General features: G+C 66.9%; 18 protein-coding genes and 1 riboswitch. Of the genes, 8 read left to right on the top strand and 10 right to left on the bottom strand.

Going from position 1 to position 15,915, the window contains the following annotated elements; all coding sequences use genetic code 11:
- Positions 1-75 precede the first annotated feature (75 nt).
- Positions 76-1,485, bottom strand: a complete 1,410-nt coding sequence (gene ccoG, locus IB256_RS28275) for a cytochrome c oxidase accessory protein CcoG (protein WP_192404800.1) — start codon at positions 1,483-1,485, stop codon at positions 76-78.
- A gap of 345 nt (positions 1,486-1,830) precedes the next feature.
- On the opposite strand from ccoG, the gene IB256_RS28270 reads away from it, so the two are divergent.
- From IB256_RS28270 to IB256_RS28255, 4 genes are all read left to right on the top strand, one after another.
- Positions 1,831-3,495: a nitrite/sulfite reductase gene (locus tag IB256_RS28270; protein WP_192404799.1), complete on the top strand. Its 1,665-nt coding sequence runs from the start codon at positions 1,831-1,833 to the stop codon at positions 3,493-3,495.
- The gene (locus IB256_RS28265; protein ID WP_192290552.1) at positions 3,492-3,980 is read left to right on the top strand and encodes a DUF934 domain-containing protein; all 489 of its coding nucleotides are present in this window, start codon (positions 3,492-3,494) and stop codon (positions 3,978-3,980) included. The genes IB256_RS28270 and IB256_RS28265 overlap by 4 nt, the downstream gene beginning before the upstream one ends.
- Positions 3,981-4,120: 140 nt before the next feature.
- Positions 4,121-5,005: a sugar nucleotide-binding protein gene (locus tag IB256_RS28260; protein ID WP_045215221.1), complete on the top strand. Its 885-nt coding sequence runs from the start codon at positions 4,121-4,123 to the stop codon at positions 5,003-5,005.
- Positions 4,998-5,945: an NAD-dependent epimerase/dehydratase family protein gene (locus IB256_RS28255; RefSeq protein ID WP_192404798.1), complete on the top strand. Its 948-nt coding sequence runs from the start codon at positions 4,998-5,000 to the stop codon at positions 5,943-5,945. Before IB256_RS28260 ends, IB256_RS28255 begins: the two co-directional genes overlap by 8 nt.
- Here IB256_RS28255 and IB256_RS28250 read toward each other — a convergent pair.
- The 6 genes from IB256_RS28250 to IB256_RS28225 form a co-directional block, all read right to left on the bottom strand.
- On the bottom strand, positions 5,926-6,282 hold the full coding sequence (locus IB256_RS28250) for a SirB2 family protein (protein WP_192290548.1): 357 nt from the start codon (positions 6,280-6,282) through the stop codon (positions 5,926-5,928). The genes IB256_RS28255 and IB256_RS28250 overlap by 20 nt on opposite strands.
- Before the next feature lie 57 nt (positions 6,283-6,339).
- Positions 6,340-7,059 (bottom strand): OmpW/AlkL family protein, encoded by a 720-nt coding sequence (locus tag IB256_RS28245; RefSeq protein ID WP_081517113.1) that lies wholly within the window; start codon positions 7,057-7,059, stop codon positions 6,340-6,342.
- Positions 7,060-7,196: 137 nt separating this feature from the next.
- Positions 7,197-7,721 (bottom strand): DUF3299 domain-containing protein, encoded by a 525-nt coding sequence (locus IB256_RS28240; protein WP_192290675.1) that lies wholly within the window; start codon positions 7,719-7,721, stop codon positions 7,197-7,199.
- Positions 7,722-7,774: 53 nt separating this feature from the next.
- Positions 7,775-9,040 (bottom strand): ABC transporter permease, encoded by a 1,266-nt coding sequence (locus tag IB256_RS28235; RefSeq protein ID WP_192290546.1) that lies wholly within the window; start codon positions 9,038-9,040, stop codon positions 7,775-7,777.
- Positions 9,041-9,042: 2 nt separating this feature from the next.
- Entirely contained in the window at positions 9,043-9,750 is a 708-nt protein-coding gene (locus IB256_RS28230; RefSeq protein WP_192404797.1) for an ABC transporter ATP-binding protein, read from the bottom strand.
- A gap of 10 nt (positions 9,751-9,760) precedes the next feature.
- Entirely contained in the window at positions 9,761-10,345 is a 585-nt protein-coding gene (locus IB256_RS28225) for a DUF2796 domain-containing protein (protein WP_192404796.1), read from the bottom strand.
- Between the two features lie 129 nt (positions 10,346-10,474).
- Between IB256_RS28225 and IB256_RS28220 the strand changes: the two genes are divergently transcribed.
- A complete protein-coding gene (locus IB256_RS28220; RefSeq protein ID WP_192404795.1) occupies positions 10,475-10,831 on the top strand; it encodes a hypothetical protein in 357 nt (118 codons plus the stop codon).
- An 81-nt stretch (positions 10,832-10,912) separates the two neighbouring features.
- Here the strand turns inward: IB256_RS28220 and trxA are convergent, their stop codons facing one another.
- The 3 genes from trxA to IB256_RS28205 form a co-directional block, all read right to left on the bottom strand.
- A complete protein-coding gene (gene trxA, locus IB256_RS28215) occupies positions 10,913-11,782 on the bottom strand; it encodes a thioredoxin (RefSeq protein WP_192290539.1) in 870 nt (289 codons plus the stop codon).
- A gap of 212 nt (positions 11,783-11,994) precedes the next feature.
- Entirely contained in the window at positions 11,995-12,651 is a 657-nt protein-coding gene (locus IB256_RS28210; protein WP_192404794.1) for a class I SAM-dependent methyltransferase, read from the bottom strand.
- The gene (locus tag IB256_RS28205; protein ID WP_192290535.1) at positions 12,648-13,115 is read right to left on the bottom strand and encodes a YbaY family lipoprotein; all 468 of its coding nucleotides are present in this window, start codon (positions 13,113-13,115) and stop codon (positions 12,648-12,650) included. Before IB256_RS28205 ends, IB256_RS28210 begins: the two co-directional genes overlap by 4 nt.
- A 128-nt stretch (positions 13,116-13,243) precedes the next feature.
- On the opposite strand from IB256_RS28205, the gene nrdR reads away from it, so the two are divergent.
- The 3 genes from nrdR to IB256_RS28190 all read left to right on the top strand — a co-directional run bounded on the left by nrdR (position 13,244) and on the right by IB256_RS28190 (position 15,913).
- Entirely contained in the window at positions 13,244-13,708 is a 465-nt protein-coding gene (nrdR, locus tag IB256_RS28200) for a transcriptional regulator NrdR (protein ID WP_045215192.1), read from the top strand.
- A complete protein-coding gene (gene ribD / locus IB256_RS28195) occupies positions 13,705-14,805 on the top strand; it encodes a bifunctional diaminohydroxyphosphoribosylaminopyrimidine deaminase/5-amino-6-(5-phosphoribosylamino)uracil reductase RibD (protein ID WP_192404793.1) in 1,101 nt (366 codons plus the stop codon). Before nrdR ends, ribD begins: the two co-directional genes overlap by 4 nt.
- 122 nt (positions 14,806-14,927) lie before the next feature.
- Positions 14,928-15,090: riboswitch (FMN riboswitch) on the top strand.
- A 154-nt stretch (positions 15,091-15,244) separates the two neighbouring features.
- Positions 15,245-15,913, top strand: a complete 669-nt coding sequence (locus IB256_RS28190) for a riboflavin synthase (RefSeq protein WP_192290531.1) — start codon at positions 15,245-15,247, stop codon at positions 15,911-15,913.
- The last annotated feature ends 2 nt before the right edge of the window (positions 15,914-15,915 follow it).

Below are 15,915 nucleotides of genomic sequence, written 5' to 3'. Positions count from 1 at the left end.
CGGCGGCCTGAGGGGCGGAAGAATCTGCCCACTCTAGGCGTTGCGCCGAGGTCACGCCAAGCTCCCGAGCCATGCTCAGCGCCTCGGCGAGACGAAGGTGCTGGCGGCGTCGATGGACTCGTTGCCATCGCTGACCTTGAAGTGCAGCGGCACCGAGCCACCGGCGCTGCTCTGCGCCAGGCTTGCCACCGAGACGGCGAAGTCGCGGATCTCGCCCGGCTGCAGCATCAGTTCCGGCACGCCCTGCAGGCGGTAGCCGGCGCCATCGGCGAGGCTCAGCTGGTAATGCTGCGGCTGCTGGGTCTTGTTGATCAGCTTGAGGTTGTAGATGTTCTCGATCTCGCCGACGGCGTTCTCGCGGAACAGGCCACGGTCGCGGGCCACGTCGAGGTTGATCAGTGGCCGTGCCTCCAGCGCCCAGACGAACGCGCCGATCATCACCAGCAGCACCGCCGCGTAGCCGATCAGGCGTGGGCGCAGCAGGTGGGTCTTGCCGCCCTCCAGCGCGCTTTCCGAGGTGTAGCGCACCAGGCCGCGGTCGTAGCCCATCTTGTCCATCACCGAGTCGCAGGCGTCGATGCAGGCGGCGCAGCCGATGCAGGCGATCTGCAGGCCGTCGCGGATGTCGATGCCAGTGGGGCAGACCTGCACGCACTGGTGGCAGTCGATGCAGTCGCCCAGGCCGAGGGCCTTGGGATCGGCGTCCTTCTTGCGCGCACCACGGGACTCACCCCGCGCCGCGTCGTAGGAAATGATCAGGGTGTCCTTGTCGAACATCACGCTCTGGAAGCGCGAGTACGGGCACATGTGGATGCACACCTGCTCGCGCAGCCAGCCAGCGTTGGCGTAGGTGGCGGCGGCGAAGAAGGCGACCCAGAAGGTGCTTTCCAGGTCGAGTCTGAGGGTGAACAGGTCTGCCACCAGCGGCCGCACCGGGGTGAAGTAGCCGATGAAGGTGATCGCCGTGACCAGGCTGATCAGCAGCCAGAGGCCGTGCTTGGCGCCCTTGCGCAGGATTTTCTCGGCGCTGGCCGGGCCCTTGTCGAGTTTCATGCGCTGGTTGCGGTCGCCTTCGGTGATCTGTTCGGCCCACATGAAGACCCAGGTCCATACGCTCTGCGGGCAGGTGTACCCGCACCAGACGCGGCCGGCGAACACCGTGATGAAGAACAGGCCGAAGGCGGCGATGATCAGGATCGCCGAGAGCAGGATGAAGTCCTGCGGCCAGAAGGTCGCGCCGAAGATGTAGAACTTGCGCTCGGGCAGGTCCCAGAGCACCGCCTGGCGGCCGTTCCACTGCAGCCACAGGGTGCCGAAGAACAGCAGGAACAGCAGGCCGCCGCCGAGACGTCGCAGGTCGCGGAAACGCCCGGCGAAGCGCTTGGTGTAGACCGTCGGGGTCACCGCCGACAGCGGTTTGGGTGGCGGGGTGAAACGTTGCGGGGCGTCGATCTCGATGACCTTCGCTTGGATTCTTTCGCTCATTGTCGTGGCCCATCAGGCAGAAGAGGCGCCGCGACTGTACGAATCGGTCTGCACCCGAAACAGATTCAGGTTCGTCGGAAAAAACCATATCAGATGGCGGAAATCGCTCCACCCTGCAGCGCTACGGGCCTGGCGTGCTGCGCGATGGGACGGCTGATCGGGCCTGTTGCGGCAACCGGTCGCAGGCCCGCGGGGGCAGGCGCCGGGCGCATCTGATCCGGTTTTTCCCGCGCGATCTGCCGCTGTTTTGCACAGCAGGCGCCGGCCACTATTCGGTCAACCGCAAAGTAGCGCGCTCGACGACAGAAGCAGGCCGCTACGCAACGTCCTGAAGGTGGCCTGGCGATGTACCGATACGATGATTACGACCGCGCCCTGGTGCGCGAACGGGTGGCGCAGTTCCGCGACCAGGTGCAGCGGCGCCTGAGCGATGAGCTGAGCGAGGAGGAATTCCTGCCGCTGCGCCTGCAGAACGGCCTGTACCTGCAGAAGCACGCCTACATGCTGCGGGTGGCGATTCCCTACGGCACCCTGTCCAGCGAGCAGATGCGCACCCTGGCCTGGATCGCCCGCGAGCACGACCGCGGCTACGGCCACTTCACCACGCGGCAGAACATCCAGTTCAACTGGGTCGAGCTGGCGCGGGTGCCGGACATCCTCGAGCGCCTGGCGGATGTCGAGATGCACGCCATCCAGACCTCCGGCAACTGCGTGCGCAATATCACCACCGAGGCCTTCGCCGGTGTCGCCGCCGACGAATTCCTCGACCCGCGCCCGCTGGCGGAAATCCTCCGCCAGTGGTCGACGGTGAACCCCGAATTCCTGTTCCTGCCGCGCAAGTTCAAGATCGCCCTCTGTGCCGCCGAGGAAGACCGCGCGGCGGTGATGATGCACGACATCGGCCTCTACCTGCGCCGCGCCGAAGACGGCGAGCTACGCCTGAAAGTCCTGGTGGGCGGCGGGCTGGGGCGCACGCCGATGCTCGGCCAGGTGATCCGCGACGACCTGCCCTGGTGGCACCTGTTGTCCTATGTCGAGGCCATCCTGCGCGTGTACAACCGTCACGGTCGGCGCGACAACAAGTACAAGGCACGGATCAAGATCCTGGTGAAGGCGGTGGGCATCGAGGCGTTCTCCCGCGAGGTGGAGGAGGAGTGGCAGCATTTGCGCGATGGCGAGGCGCAACTGACGCTCGACGAGTACCAGCGGGTTGCCGCGGCGTTCGATCCGCCTGTTTATGTAGCGGCCGACGAGCTGGCCTATGGCAGCGCACTGGCCGCCGATGCTGCGTTCGCCCGCTGGGTCTCGCGCAACGTGCGCCCGCACCGCGTGCCCGGCTATGCCAGCGTGGTGCTGTCCACCAAGCCGGGCGCCGAGGCGCCGCCGGGGGACGCGACCGCCGAGCAGATGGAGCAGGTGGCCGACTGGGCCGAACGCTTCGGCTTCGGCGAGATCCGTGTCGCCCACGAACAGAACCTGGTGCTGCCGGACGTGCGCAAGTCCGATCTTCATGCGCTCTGGCTGGAAGCCTGCGCGGCGGGCCTGGGCACGCCGAACCAGGGCCTGCTGACCGACATCATCGCCTGTCCCGGCGGCGATTTCTGTGCGCTGGCCAACGCCAAGTCGATTCCCATCGCCCAGGGTATCCAGCAGCGCTTTGAGGACCTCGACTACCTGCACGATCTGGGCGATCTCAGCCTGAACATCTCCGGCTGCATGAACGCCTGCGGTCACCACCATATCGGCAATATCGGCATCCTCGGCGTCGATAAGAACGGCAGCGAGTGGTACCAGATCACCCTCGGCGGCGCGCAGGGTGTGAAGAGCGCGCTGGGCAAGGTGATCGGCCCGTCGTTCAGCGCGGTCGAGGTGCCGGACGTGATCGAGGCGCTGGTGCACACCTATGTCGAGCAGCGAGGTGCCGGGGAGCGCTTCGTCGAAACGGTCGAGCGTATCGGCCTGGAACCTTTCAAGGCACGGGTCTACCGCCAGGCGGAGGTGCCGGCATGAAGAACCTGATTCATCTGCGTGACGGGGTGGCGGAAGTGGCGCCGGGCGACCCCTGGGAATTGCTGCGCGAAGTGCCGGAGGTATTGCCCGGTGGGCGACTGATCCTGCCGTTGAAGCACTGGCTGGCGCTGGAGTCCGGGACGGGCTTCGGCGTCTGGCTGGCGCCGGAGGACGATCCCGAGGGCCTCATCTGGCGCCTGAAGGAACCCGCACTCATTGCCATCGACTTCCCCAGTTTCCGCGATGGTCGCGGTTACAGCCTGGCCTACCTGTTGCGCAGCCGTCTGGGCTGGCGCGGGGAGTTGCGCGCGGTGGGTGATGTGCTGCGCGACCAGCTGGCGCACCTGCGCCAGTGCGGTTTCGATGCCTTCGCCGTGCGCGAGGACAAGTCCGTGGAGGACGCCCTGAAGGGCCTGGCGGGCCTGAGCGTGCTCTATGGCCGCTCGGTGATCGAGCCGCGTCCGCTGTTCCGTCGCCGCTCCTAGACAGGAGTCGCCGCGTGCGGCGAAGGCTGCAGCGGGTCGGCCAAGCTTGACGCTGTGCCGGGGCACAGGAAAAATGCGGGCATCATCCCCGGCGCCTTGCGCGCTGGCGGTAACCCACGGATTCGAGTGACCCCCAGAATATGCGCATGCGCCTGATGCTGTTGGGTGGCGGTAATGCCCTTGGACAGGCGCTGATCCGCCTTGGCGCCGAGGAGGACATCGGCTTCCTCGCCCCCCGGCCGCCCGAGCAGGGCTGGGATGCTTCCAGCCTCACCGTCCTGCTGGACGAGACCCGCCCCGACGCGGTGATCAACCTCGCCTACTACTACGACTGGTTCCAGGCCGAGGCCGTCGACGCCGCTCGCCTGGCCAGCCAGGAGCGCGCGGTGGAGCGTCTGTCCGAACTCTGCCAGCACCACGAGATCCTGCTGATCCAGCCGTCCAGCTACCGCGTGTTCGATGGCGCCCGCGCCACGGCCTACAGCGAGAAGGACGAGCCGCTGCCCCTGGGCCCGCGTGGCCAGGCGCTGTGGCGCATGGAACAGTGGGTGCGGGCGACCTGCCCGCGGCATGTGCTGCTGCGTTTCGGCTGGCTGCTGGACGACAGCGCCGACGGCGTGCTCGGCCGCTTCCTCGGGCGTGCCGAGAAGGAGCAGGTGCTGTTCCTCGCCGACGACCGGCGCGGCAACCCGACCCCGGTGGATGACGCCGCGCGGGTGATCCTCTCGGTGCTCAAGCAACTCGACTGCCAGGCACCGCTGTGGGGCACCTACCACTACGGCGGCCTGGAGGCCACGACCACCCTGTCCCTGGGCCAGGTGGTACTCGGCGAGGCCCGCGCCTTCCATACCCTGGCTGTCCAGGAGCCGAGCCCGCAGGCCCACGCCGCGCGCCCGGATGCCGGCGACGAACCGCAGCACGCGGTGCTCGCCTGCAAGAAAATCCTCCATACCTTCGGTATCAAGCCGCGCGCCTGGCGCGCCGGCCTGCCCGCCTTGCTGGATCGCTATTACCGCCATGTCTGATCGTCTTTCTCCCTCCGCGCAGCCCATCCTCATCACCGGCGGCGCGGGGTTCATCGGTTCCCATCTGGCCGACGCGCTGCTCGCGCAGGGCTTTGCCGTGCGCGTGCTGGACGACCTGTCCACCGGCCGGCGCGAGAACCTCGACAGCCGCGTCGACCTGATAGTCGGCAACGTCGCCGATGAAGCCGCCCTGCGTGGTGCGCTGAGCGGCTGCCAGGGCGTCGTGCACCTGGCGGCCATCGCCTCGGTGCAGGCTTCGGTGGAAGACCCGGTGGGCACCCACCGCGCCAACTTCATCGGCACCCTGAACCTCTGCGAGGCGATGCGCCAGGAAGGCATCCACCGGGTGTTGTTCGCGTCCAGCGCGGCGGTCTATGGGCAGAACGGTGAAGGCTCCGCCATCGACGAAGACGTGGTGAAGGCACCGCTGACGCCCTATGCCGCAGACAAGCTGGCCAGCGAGTATTACCTGGACTTCTACCGTCGCGAACACGGACTGGAGCCGGCGATCTTCCGCTTCTTCAACGTCTATGGCCCGCGCCAGGATCCGTCCTCGCCCTATTCCGGGGTGATCAGCATCTTCGCCCGGCGCGCCGAGCAGGGCCTGCCGATCACCGTGTTCGGCGACGGCGAGCAGACCCGTGACTTCATCTACGTCGGTGACCTGGTGAAGCTGCTGGTGACCGCGCTGCTGGCCGATGACGTGGCCGAGTCGGCGATCAACGTCGGCCTCGACCAGTCCACCAGCCTCAACCAGTTGCTGGCCGAGATCGGCAAGCTCACCGGCGGCCTGCCGGAGATTACCTACCTGCCGGCGCGCCACGGCGATATCCGCCATTCCCGCGCGGACAACCGCCGCCTGCTGCAGCGCTACAGCCTGGACGCGCCCACGCCGCTGGCCGATGGCCTGGCCCAGTTGATCACCACCAGGGTTTGTTGACGGCCAGGTAGAAGATGCCGGCCAGCGAGCCCAGCGCCAGAACGCTGAGCAGCGCCTTGAGCGGCTTCGACGCGCTGCGCAGGGCGAAGGCCGCCAGCACGATGTAGAGCACCAGCAGGCCGAGCTTCACCTGCAGCCAGACCGGCAGCGGCCAGGGCATCGCCAGGTGCACCAGGCCCAGGGCGCTGAGCAGCAGCAGGGTGTCGATCAGATGGGGCAATCCGCGCTGCCAGCCGGTTGGACGCTTGCCCCACCAGCTCAGGCCCAGGCGCAGGAGGAAAAGCAGGGTGCTGATGATCGCAAGGCTGACGTGCAGTGCTTTGAGTTCTAGGTACATACCGGTTCCCTGAAGGTGAAAAAGGCGCCCTTGGGCGCCTTTTTCATGTTTGCTCCGTCAGAAACGGTAGCCGAAACCGACCATGTAAACCCAGGGGTCGACGTCAACATCGACCTTGGTTTTCTGTACGCCCAGCGCGGACGGGCCGTCTACGCTCGCCTTGGTGTCGATGTCCATGTACCAGACCGCGGCGTTGACGAAGGCGTGCTCGTTGAGCATGTAATCCATGCCCAGTTCGGCGGCCAGGCCCCAGGAATCCTGCAGCTTAAGGTTGCTGAAGCCCTGGTCCTTGCGGTTGCTGGCCAGGTCTTCGTCGAAGAAGGTGGTGTAGTTGATGCCCAAGCCGCCGTACGGCTGGAAGGCAGAGTTGGTACCCCCCATGGGGTAGTACTGCAGCAGCACGGTCGGCGGCAGCTGCTTGATGTCGGCCAGCTTGCCGTCCAGGCCGGTCAGGCCGGTGGCCTTGTTCAGGCCCTTGACGTCGACCTGGTGGTTGAACGGGGTGGCGGCGACCAGCTCGATGCCGATCTTGTCGGTGAGCAGGTAGGCGAAGGTCAGGCCCAGCTGGGTGTCGCTGTCGACGGTGGCCTTGGTGCCGCTGACCTTGGTGCCGTCGAGCTTGACGTTGGAGCTGCTGTCATCGGGCGCCACGGTGGCGAAACCACCACGTACCAGGAAGTCGCCGGCCTGGTGGCCGCGAATGTCGGCGGCCTGGGCTGCGACCGGCGCTGCGACGGCAAGTGAGAGAAGCGAAGTGGTGAGCCAGGACTTACGCATGATGAGCTCCAATATCTCTTTGGTATAAGTGTTGGTGCCCAGAATAGTAGACAGCGCTAAAAGCACACTTTTGACCTGGCTCAATAAAGCCCACAAGCTTTGTAGGAATCGAGGGTGCGGCAAAGCGCCGCGCCCTGTCACTGGCCGGTGTATTCGTAGGGTTCGATGCTGCTGGCCTGCATCTGGTAGCCGGCCTCGGCGAGGTCGCTTTCCATCGCCTTCACGCTCATCCTGCCGATGATCCAGAAAGGCTGATAAAGCTCGTCGACTTTTACGCCCTTGCCGCCTCGAACATAGACGATCTGGTTGGACGGCGGCGCCGGTACGTGGATGCAGGCGCCGTAGTAGGGCACCAGCAGGAAGTCGCGAACGGTCTGGCCGTCTTCCTCCACTTCAAGCGGCACGATGTAGCCGGGCATCTTCACTTCCTGGCCGTCCAGCTGCTGTACCACGGGAGCGTTGGGTATCTGCTGCTTCACCGCCGGTCCACTCTCCGAATTGAGTACATCGGAGAGTTTGGACATATCGTGCAGCGGCACGGGCGGCGGGGGCGGCGGTGCGCCCTCGGGGATCAGTTCCGGCCAGCTCAGCTCACGCGGCGCCGCCCAGACGGTGGCGCTGGTGGCGAGCAGCAGCAGGAGGAGGAACAGCAGGCGGCGCATGGGACTTGCTTTCACGGGGCTGGCTCGCAGGGGCTGGCTCGCTGGTGGCTGAATCAGAGACGGATCGACAGGCCATCGGCCAGCGATTGCCGGTAGGCACGCCACGCCGGTACACAACCGATCAGCAGCGCCGCCAGGAGTATGCCGCCCAGCAGTGACCATTCATAGGCGCTGGGCAGTGCCAATGGCAGGAAGATGCCGTAGTTCGCCTGGACGTACGCCTGGCTGCCGGCGATGCCGGCGTATAGCAGCCCGATGCCCAGTGCCACGCCCGCCAGCGCCAGAGCGAAGGCTTCCGCCACCAGCAGGCTGAAGATGTGCCAGGGCCGCGCGCCCACCGAGCGCAGGATGGCCATCTCGCGGCGGCGTTCGTTGAGGCTGGTGAGGATGGCGGTGAGCATGCCGATCAGGCCGGTCAGCACCACGAACAGCGAGACCACGAACAGCGCCTTCTCCGCCGTGCCCATCAGCCCCCACAGCTCCTGCAGCGCCACGCCGGGGAGGATCGCCATCAGCGGTTCGCCGTCGTATTCGTTGATCTGCCGCTGCAGGGTGAAGGTCGCCACCTTGCTCTTCAGGCCCAGCAGGAAGGCGGTGATCGCCTTGGGCTGCAGGTCCATGCCGCGCGCCTGGTCTTCGCTGACGCGGTCGGCGCCGCGTGCCGGGACGCCGTTCTTCCAGTCGACGTGCAGCGCCTCCATGCCTTGCAGGGAGATGTGCAGGGTGCGGTCCACCGGCGTACCAGTGCGCTTGAGGATGCCGACCACGGTGAACGGCTTGTCGTCGTGCTGCACCAGGCTGATGGTGCTGACGCCGTGGGCCAGGACGACCTTGTCGCCGAGCTTGTAATGCAGGGCCTGCGCGACTTCCGCGCCGAGCACTACGTCGAACAGGTCCTGGCCGAACGGTTTGCCCTCTGCCAACTCCAGCGTCTGCCCGCGGCCGAAGCGGTAGTGCTCGAAGTAACCGGTGTCGGTGCCCATGACGCGATAGCCGCGGTGCGAATCGCCCAGGGAGATCGGGATGGCCCACTTCACCAGCGGGCTATGGGTCACCGTCTCGTAGCTTTCCCAGCGGATGTTGTTGGTGGCGTTGCCGATGCGGAACACCGAGTAGAGCAGCAGGTTCACCGAGCCGGAACGGGCGCCGACGATCAGGTCGGTGCCGGAGATGGTGCTGGCGAAGCTGGCCTTGGCCTCGGTGCGCACGCGCTCCACCGCCAGCAGCAGGCAGGCGGAGAGGGCGATGGCGAAGATGGTCAGCAGGGCGGTGAAGCGGCGGTTGGACAGGCTGGCGAGCGCCAGGCGCAACAGGTACATGCTCAGATTCCCGGAGCGCGGGCGGCGCGGTTGAGGTCGCTCAGCGACAGGCTGCGATCGAACAGGGGCGCCAGGCTCTGGTCGTGGCTGACGAACAGCAGGCTGGCGCCGGCCTCGCGGCATTCGGCGAACAGCAATTGGAGGAAGGCTTCGCGGGCGTCGGCGTCCAGCGCCGAGGTCGGCTCGTCGGCGATCACCAGTTCCGGCTGGCCGATCAGCGCGCGGGCGGCGGCGACGCGCTGCTGCTGGCCGATCGACAGGCTGTCGGCGCGGCGTTCGATCAGCGCCGCATCGCCCAGGCCCAGATGTTTGAGCAGCGCTTCGGCGGCCTTGGCCACGCTGCCGTGGCGCAGGGTCGCGCGTTCGGCACGGCTGTGGGAGAAATGACAGGGCAGCTCGACGTTCTCCCGCACCGAGAGGAACGGCAGCAGGTTGAACTGCTGGAAGATGTAGCCGGTGTGATCGACGCGAAAATGATCGCGGCGCGAAGGCTTCATCTGCGCGATGTCTTCGCCGAGCAGCTTCACGCTGCCGCGCTGGGGGCGCTGCACGCCGCCGAGCAAACCGAGCAGGGTGGTCTTGCCGCTGCCGGACGGGCCCTTGAGGAACAGGGTCTCGCCACGGCCCAGCGCGAAGGCGGGGATGTCCAGCAGCTCCGCCTGGCCGGGCCAGGCGAAGCCAAGATTGTCGAGTTCGAGCAGTGCTGTCATTTCAAGGCTTTCAGAAGTTCAGGATTGGATTGGCGGCGGTCAATTCTGCACCTTGCTGGCCGCTCGGACCGATCAGTTGTACCTGAATCTTCTGGGTCGCCGGGAAGCGTTTGAACAGCGGCGCGAAATCGAGGCTGGCCAGGTCCTGCGGCTGAGTGCAGGTCAGCTGGTAGTGGGCGTCGATGTCGGCGTGATGGTGACCTTCGTGTTCGTCGTGGTCGCCGTCGGCATGCTCGTGATCGTGGTCATGATCGTCGTCGGCCTTGGGCGCATCGCCGAACAGCGGGCTGGAAAGCTCCACCGACTGCACGCTGCATTTTGCCGAGGCGGGCAGGGCGAGCAGTTGCAGCGGCTGCTTGAGCTGGGTCTGCACGGCGGCGACCGTGGCCTTGTCGGCGTCGCTGGTGGCGGCATGCTCGAAGCCGACGAAGTTCATCGCCGGGCTGTCCATCTCCAGTTCCAGGGTCTTGCCGTCGAGGGCTACATTGAGCTGGGCGACGCCATGCTCGTGCTTGCCGAGGCTGCCGTGTTCATGTTCGTCGTGGGCTTGGGCGGCGATAGGCAGCAGGGCGACAGCGAGGAGCAGGGGGCGCATGGGAAACTCCGGTGTGATGAATGATTTTGTTACGTTATAACAGGTGAATTATTAACGCCAGCTTAGCGTGCGTTTGGCGCGACGGCTGCGCCGTGGGAGCATGCGCGAAAGGCCGCGAGGAGAAGGGCGATGCTGAGAATCAAGGGCACCATCGGCGACTGGCCGGTGGACCTCACCGTGGAGATGGATGACAGCGACTGGGCGCGGCTGGCGCAGAACCTGCCGGCTGCCGCCGTGGCGTCGGTGGCCGCTGCCGTGCCTGCGCCCGCAGCGGGCGCGCCAGTGGATCAGCTGTGGCTGGCTGCGCAGGACCTGCTGCGCCGCAGTGGCAGCAGCGAGGGGCCGCAACTGCTGGATGAGCTGGCGGCGCTGGCGGGGAGTTCAGGGGCAGCGAAGGGGCTGCTGGTGCGCCTGCGGCACAGTCCGAAGGTGAAGATCGAGGTGCACGAGGGTGTGCAGGTCTTCAACTGGGTCGACGGGGAATAACGAATCTGCCTGTAGGAGCGGGCCATGCCCGCGATCGCGCCCATGGGGCGGTCCTACAGGTGAAAAAGTACCGCGAAGCGATCAGTAGAGAACGTTCGCCAGCTTGCGCCGGTAGGCGATCACCAGCGGATGGTCGTTGCCCAGCAGGTCGAACACCTGGACCAGCGTCTTGCGCGGCAGGTCCTCGCCGTAGCTGCGGTTGCGCACGAACAGCTTGAGCAGGGCGTCCAGCGCCGCCTCGTACTGCTGGCGGGCCAGTTGCTGGACGGCCAGTTGGTACGTGGCTTCGTCGTCGTTGGCGTCGGCGGCCAGGCGGGTCTTCAGTGTGGCGGCGTCGGGCAGGTCGGCAGCCTGGCGGAGGAAGGTCAGCTGGGCCTTGGCGGCAGCCAGCGCCTGCTTGTGCTCGTCGCTCTTCACTGCGTCGAGCACGGTCTCGGCTTCACCCAGCTCGCCGCGTTCGGCGAGGCAACGGGCGTAGAGGATCAGGGCGGCGGCGTTGGTGTTGTCTTCGCCCAACAGCACCTTGAGCTGTGCCTCGGATTCGGCAAAGCGGCCTTCGTTGAAGGCAATCTGCGCCAGTTCCAGTGGATTGTCGGCGGCCGGAGCGGGTGGCTGTACGTGCTGCTCGAGCATCTGGCGGATCGCCGATTCGGGCTGCGCGCCGGCGAAGCCATCCACCGGCTGGCCGTCCTTGAACAGCACCACGGTGGGCAGGCTGCGGATGCCGAAGCGCATCACGATGTCCTGTTCGACGTCGCAGTTGACCTTGGCCAGCAGCAGCTCGCCCTGGTAGGACTCGGTGATCTGCGCCAGCAGCGGCATCAGGGCCTTGCACGGGGCGCACCAGTCGGCCCAGAAGTCCACCAGGACCGGTTTGTGGAAGGAGTTCTCGATGACGACCTGATCGAAGTTGGCGATGCTGGCGTCGAAGATGTAGGGCGTATCGCTCATGGGGAATCTCGAATCGAGTGGGGCGATGAAGGTGGTTGCCACTATAAGTGGGGGCGCTGCCTGACGGAAACAACCCACACGCTGGCGCCGGCATTCCCTGTAGGAGCGCCCCATGGGCGCGATCGCGGGCATGGCCCGCTCCTACAATGGCGCACCAGGCGTGCATTGAGCGTAGGACTGTATCCGAGATGGTTTGCCCCGCCGCGCCCGCGCTATCCGCGGCGCGCGTGATAGAGGCTCACATGGCGGAATTCGGCCGGCTCGGCCAGGTCCGGCCAGGTGCAGCCGTCGAGAGTGCCCAGGCGCTGGTACAGCGGATGGCTGAAGTCGCGGACCCGCGAGTCGGCGACCAGGGCCTCGCGGCCACGGCTGAGGAATTCGTCCAGCAGCGGCAGGTTGGCGCGGTCGTAGAGCACGTCGGCGACGATGATCAGGTCGTAGCGGTCCTCCTCCTGGAAGAAGTCCGCCGAGTACGTCAGCTCCACGCCGTTCAGCTCGGCGTTGGCGCGGCAGGCATCCAGCGCCAGCGGGTCGAGGTCGCAGGCCACCACTTCGGCGGCGCCGGCCTTGGCTGCGGCGATAGCGGCGATGCCCGAGCCCGCGCCGAAATCCAGCACGCGCTTGCCGCGCACCCATTCGGGTTTCTCGGCCAGCCAGTGGGCCAGCACCAGGCCGCTGGCCCAGCAGAAGCACCAGTAGGGCGGTTCTTCGAGGATGCGCCGGGTTTCGTCGGGGCTGAACTCGCGGTCCATGTTCTGTGCGTCGATCAGCCAGAGACGGATGTCGGTGCCGGGCAAGGTCTCGGCCGACAGGCGCGCGTCGCCGAGCAGTTCACCGAGGGCCGTCTGCAGGGAAAGCGGTGGCGTCACGGCGCGCGCTCCAGGCGCAGCTCGCCGAGGGCGCGGGTTTCCGGCTGGGTGATGCGCACCGGCGGCAGGCGCCAGGCCAGTTGGCCGGACTGCGAGACGCGGCCGTGCAGTTCGACGCGGGCGCCGGCCGGGAAGGACTGCGGGTTGAACACCACGCGGAACGGCAGGGCCTGGCCGGTGGCAATCATCTTCTCGCTGGAGAGCAACTGCTGCGGGCGGTCGCGCTGGTCGATCACCAGCAGCGCCAGTTCCACTTCGCTGCCGGCTGGCAGGAAGCCCTGGGAGCTGCTGAGCTGACCGCTGAGGGCGCGCATGTTGGCTGGCACGGGCTCGTCCAGCGGGGAAGTCGATGGCTTCGTGACGGCGACCGGCTGGGTAACCGGCACGGGCTTCTCGCTGGCGCAGGCGGCCAGCAGGACGGTAAGGGACAGGCAGAGCAGGCGGGCGAACATGGCGGGCTCCATCGCAACAGATTCCAGGCGGGCGCCTGTATAGCCTAATGCCTGCGGCGTGTCTCGTGGGAGCGGGGTTTCTTCGGCCAGTCGATGCGCTACCATGAGCCTCTTACCTTTCTGACTGCCCAAGACTCGCCATGCACTGTCCTTTCTGCGGCGCCCACGACACCAAAGTCATCGATTCGCGCCTGGTCGCCGAGGGCGACCAGGTCCGCCGGCGCCGTGAGTGCCTGAACTGCGGCGAGCGTTTCACCACCTTCGAGACCGCCGAACTGGTCATGCCGCGCCTGATCAAGCAGGACGGCAGCCGCCAGCCTTTCGACGAGGACAAGCTGCGCGCCGGCATGCAGCGTGCGCTGGAGAAGCGTCCGGTGAGCATCGAGCGGCTGGAGGAGGCGATGGCGCACATCAAGCACAAGCTGCGCGCCACCGGCGAGCGCGAGATCAAGTCGCGGGTGCTGGGCGAGCTGGTGATGGCCGAGCTGCAGAAGCTCGATGAGGTCGCCTATATCCGCTTCGCCTCGGTGTACCGCCGCTTCCAGGACCTCAACGAATTCCGCGAGGAAATCGAGCGCCTGGCCCGCGAGCCGTCGAAGGAATGAGTGGCATGGACGAGCGTTGGATGGCCCGCGCCATCGAGCTGGCGCGCAAGGGCTGGTACACGACCCATCCCAATCCGCGCGTCGGCTGCGTCATCGTTCGCGATGGCGAGGTGGTCGGTGAAGGCTGGCACGTGCGCGCTGGCGAGCCCCATGCGGAAGTTCACGCCCTGCGCCAGGCCGGCGACAAGGCCCGTGGCGCCACCGCCTACGTCACCCTGGAACCCTGCAGCCACTTCGGCCGCACGCCGCCGTGCGCCGATGCGCTGATCGGCGCCGGCCTCGCCCGCGTCGTCGCGGCCATGCAGGACCCGAACCCGCAGGTCGCCGGCAGCGGCATGCGGCGCATCGCCGAAGCCGGCATCGAAGTGGGCTCCGGCGTGCTGGAAAGCGAAGCCCGCGCGCTGAACCAGGGTTTCCTCAAACGTATGGAAACCGGCTTGCCGTTCGTGCGCGTGAAGCTGGCGATGAGCCTGGACGGCCGCACCGCCATGGCCAGCGGCGAGAGCCAGTGGATCACCGGGCCGGCCGCGCGCCGCGCCGTGCAGCGCCTGCGCGCGCAAGCCAGCGTGGTGCTGTCCGGCGCCGATACGGTGCTGACCGATGACGCCCGCCTCACCGTGCGCCCGGACGACCTGGGCCTGGACGCCGAACAGACCGAGCTGGCCTCCCGGCGCCAGCCGCTGCGCGTGCTGATCGACGGCCGCCTGCGCGTGCCGCTGACCGCCACCTTCTTTCAGGCCGGCCCGGCGCTGGTGGTGAGCACCCGGGACGATCCGAACTACGCCGTGGTCGGCCACGAACTGCTGAACCTCGCCGGCCTCGACGGTCAGGTCGACCTGATGGCGCTGCTGGCCGAACTCGGCCGCCGAGGTGTCAACGAGGTGCTGGTGGAGGCCGGTCCGCGCCTTGCTGGGGCCTTCGCCCGCCTCGGGCTGGTGGACGAATACAGCATCTTCATGGCGCCCAAGCTGCTCGGCTCCGTCGCGCGCCCGCTGCTGGAACTGCCGCTTGAGCGCATGAGCGAATCCCGCGAACTGAAGATCGTCGACATCCGCGCAGTGGGAGACGACTGGCTGGTCACGGCCAGACCGCTGTGATGGCGCGCTGGCGCCACTGACTTCGGCTTGCCGGCGGGCGCGGAGCGATCAATAGGAAGCTTCCGACTTGCGCCGGCCTGTGGTAAAACGCCACACGCGGTCGACGCTGTAACGACCGCGATTGACGTTCTCAGGGCGGGGTGCAAGTCCCCACCGGCGGTAATGGCGCGCAATGCGTCTAGCCCGCGAGCGCCTGTCCAGACCGGTTCGCCGGATGGCCAGGGTCAGCAGACCCGGTGTGATTCCGGGGCCGACGGTCATAGTCCGGATGAAGAGAGAACGGGATGAGCCATCGGGGCGTGCCTGCGCGCGTCCGTGAAGTCCCTTCGATCGATACGCCCTGTTTTTTAACCAAAACAGGAGTTCGCCACATGCATCATCTTTCCCAGTTGGCTACGCGGCCCACCCGGCCAGCGGCCTTCGCCGTGCGGGAGGCCCCATGTTCACCGGCATAATCGAATCCATCGGCACCATTGCTGCCATCACCCCGAAAGGCGGTGACGTACGCCTGTACGTGAAGACCGGCAAGCTCGACCTCGCCGACGTCAAGCTCGGCGACAGCATCGCGGTCAACGGCATCTGCCTGACGGCCGTGGAGCTGCCGGGCGACGGCTTCTGGGCCGACGTCAGCCGCGAGACCCTCGCGCGCACCGCCTTCGCGCAGCTCAAGATCGGCAGCCGGGTGAACCTGGAAAAGGCCCTGACACCGACCACCCGCCTGGGCGGTCACCTGGTCAGCGGCCACGTCGACGGTGTCGGCGAGATCGTCAAGCGCGAGGAAAACGCCCGCGCCATCCAGTTCACCGTGCGCGCACCGCGTGAACTGGCCAAGTACATCGCGCTCAAGGGCTCGATCACCGTGGACGGTACCAGCCTGACGGTGAACGCGGTCAACGGCGCCGAGTTCGAGCTGACTATCGTCCCGCACACCGTGCAGGAGACGATCATGGCCGACTACCGCGGTGGTCGCCTGGTCAACCTCGAAGTCGACCTGCTGGCGCGCTACCTGGAGCGCCTGCTGCTCGGCGACAAGGCGGCGGACCCCGCCGCCGGCGCTGGCGGCATCACCGAAGCATTCCTGGCCGAAAACGGCTTCATGAAACACTGATA

The organism is Pseudomonas sp. PDM17, from assembly GCF_014851985.1.
In the GTDB taxonomy this organism is placed as follows: domain Bacteria; phylum Pseudomonadota; class Gammaproteobacteria; order Pseudomonadales; family Pseudomonadaceae; genus Pseudomonas.
This window is presented reverse-complemented; position numbering and strand designations above follow the sequence as displayed.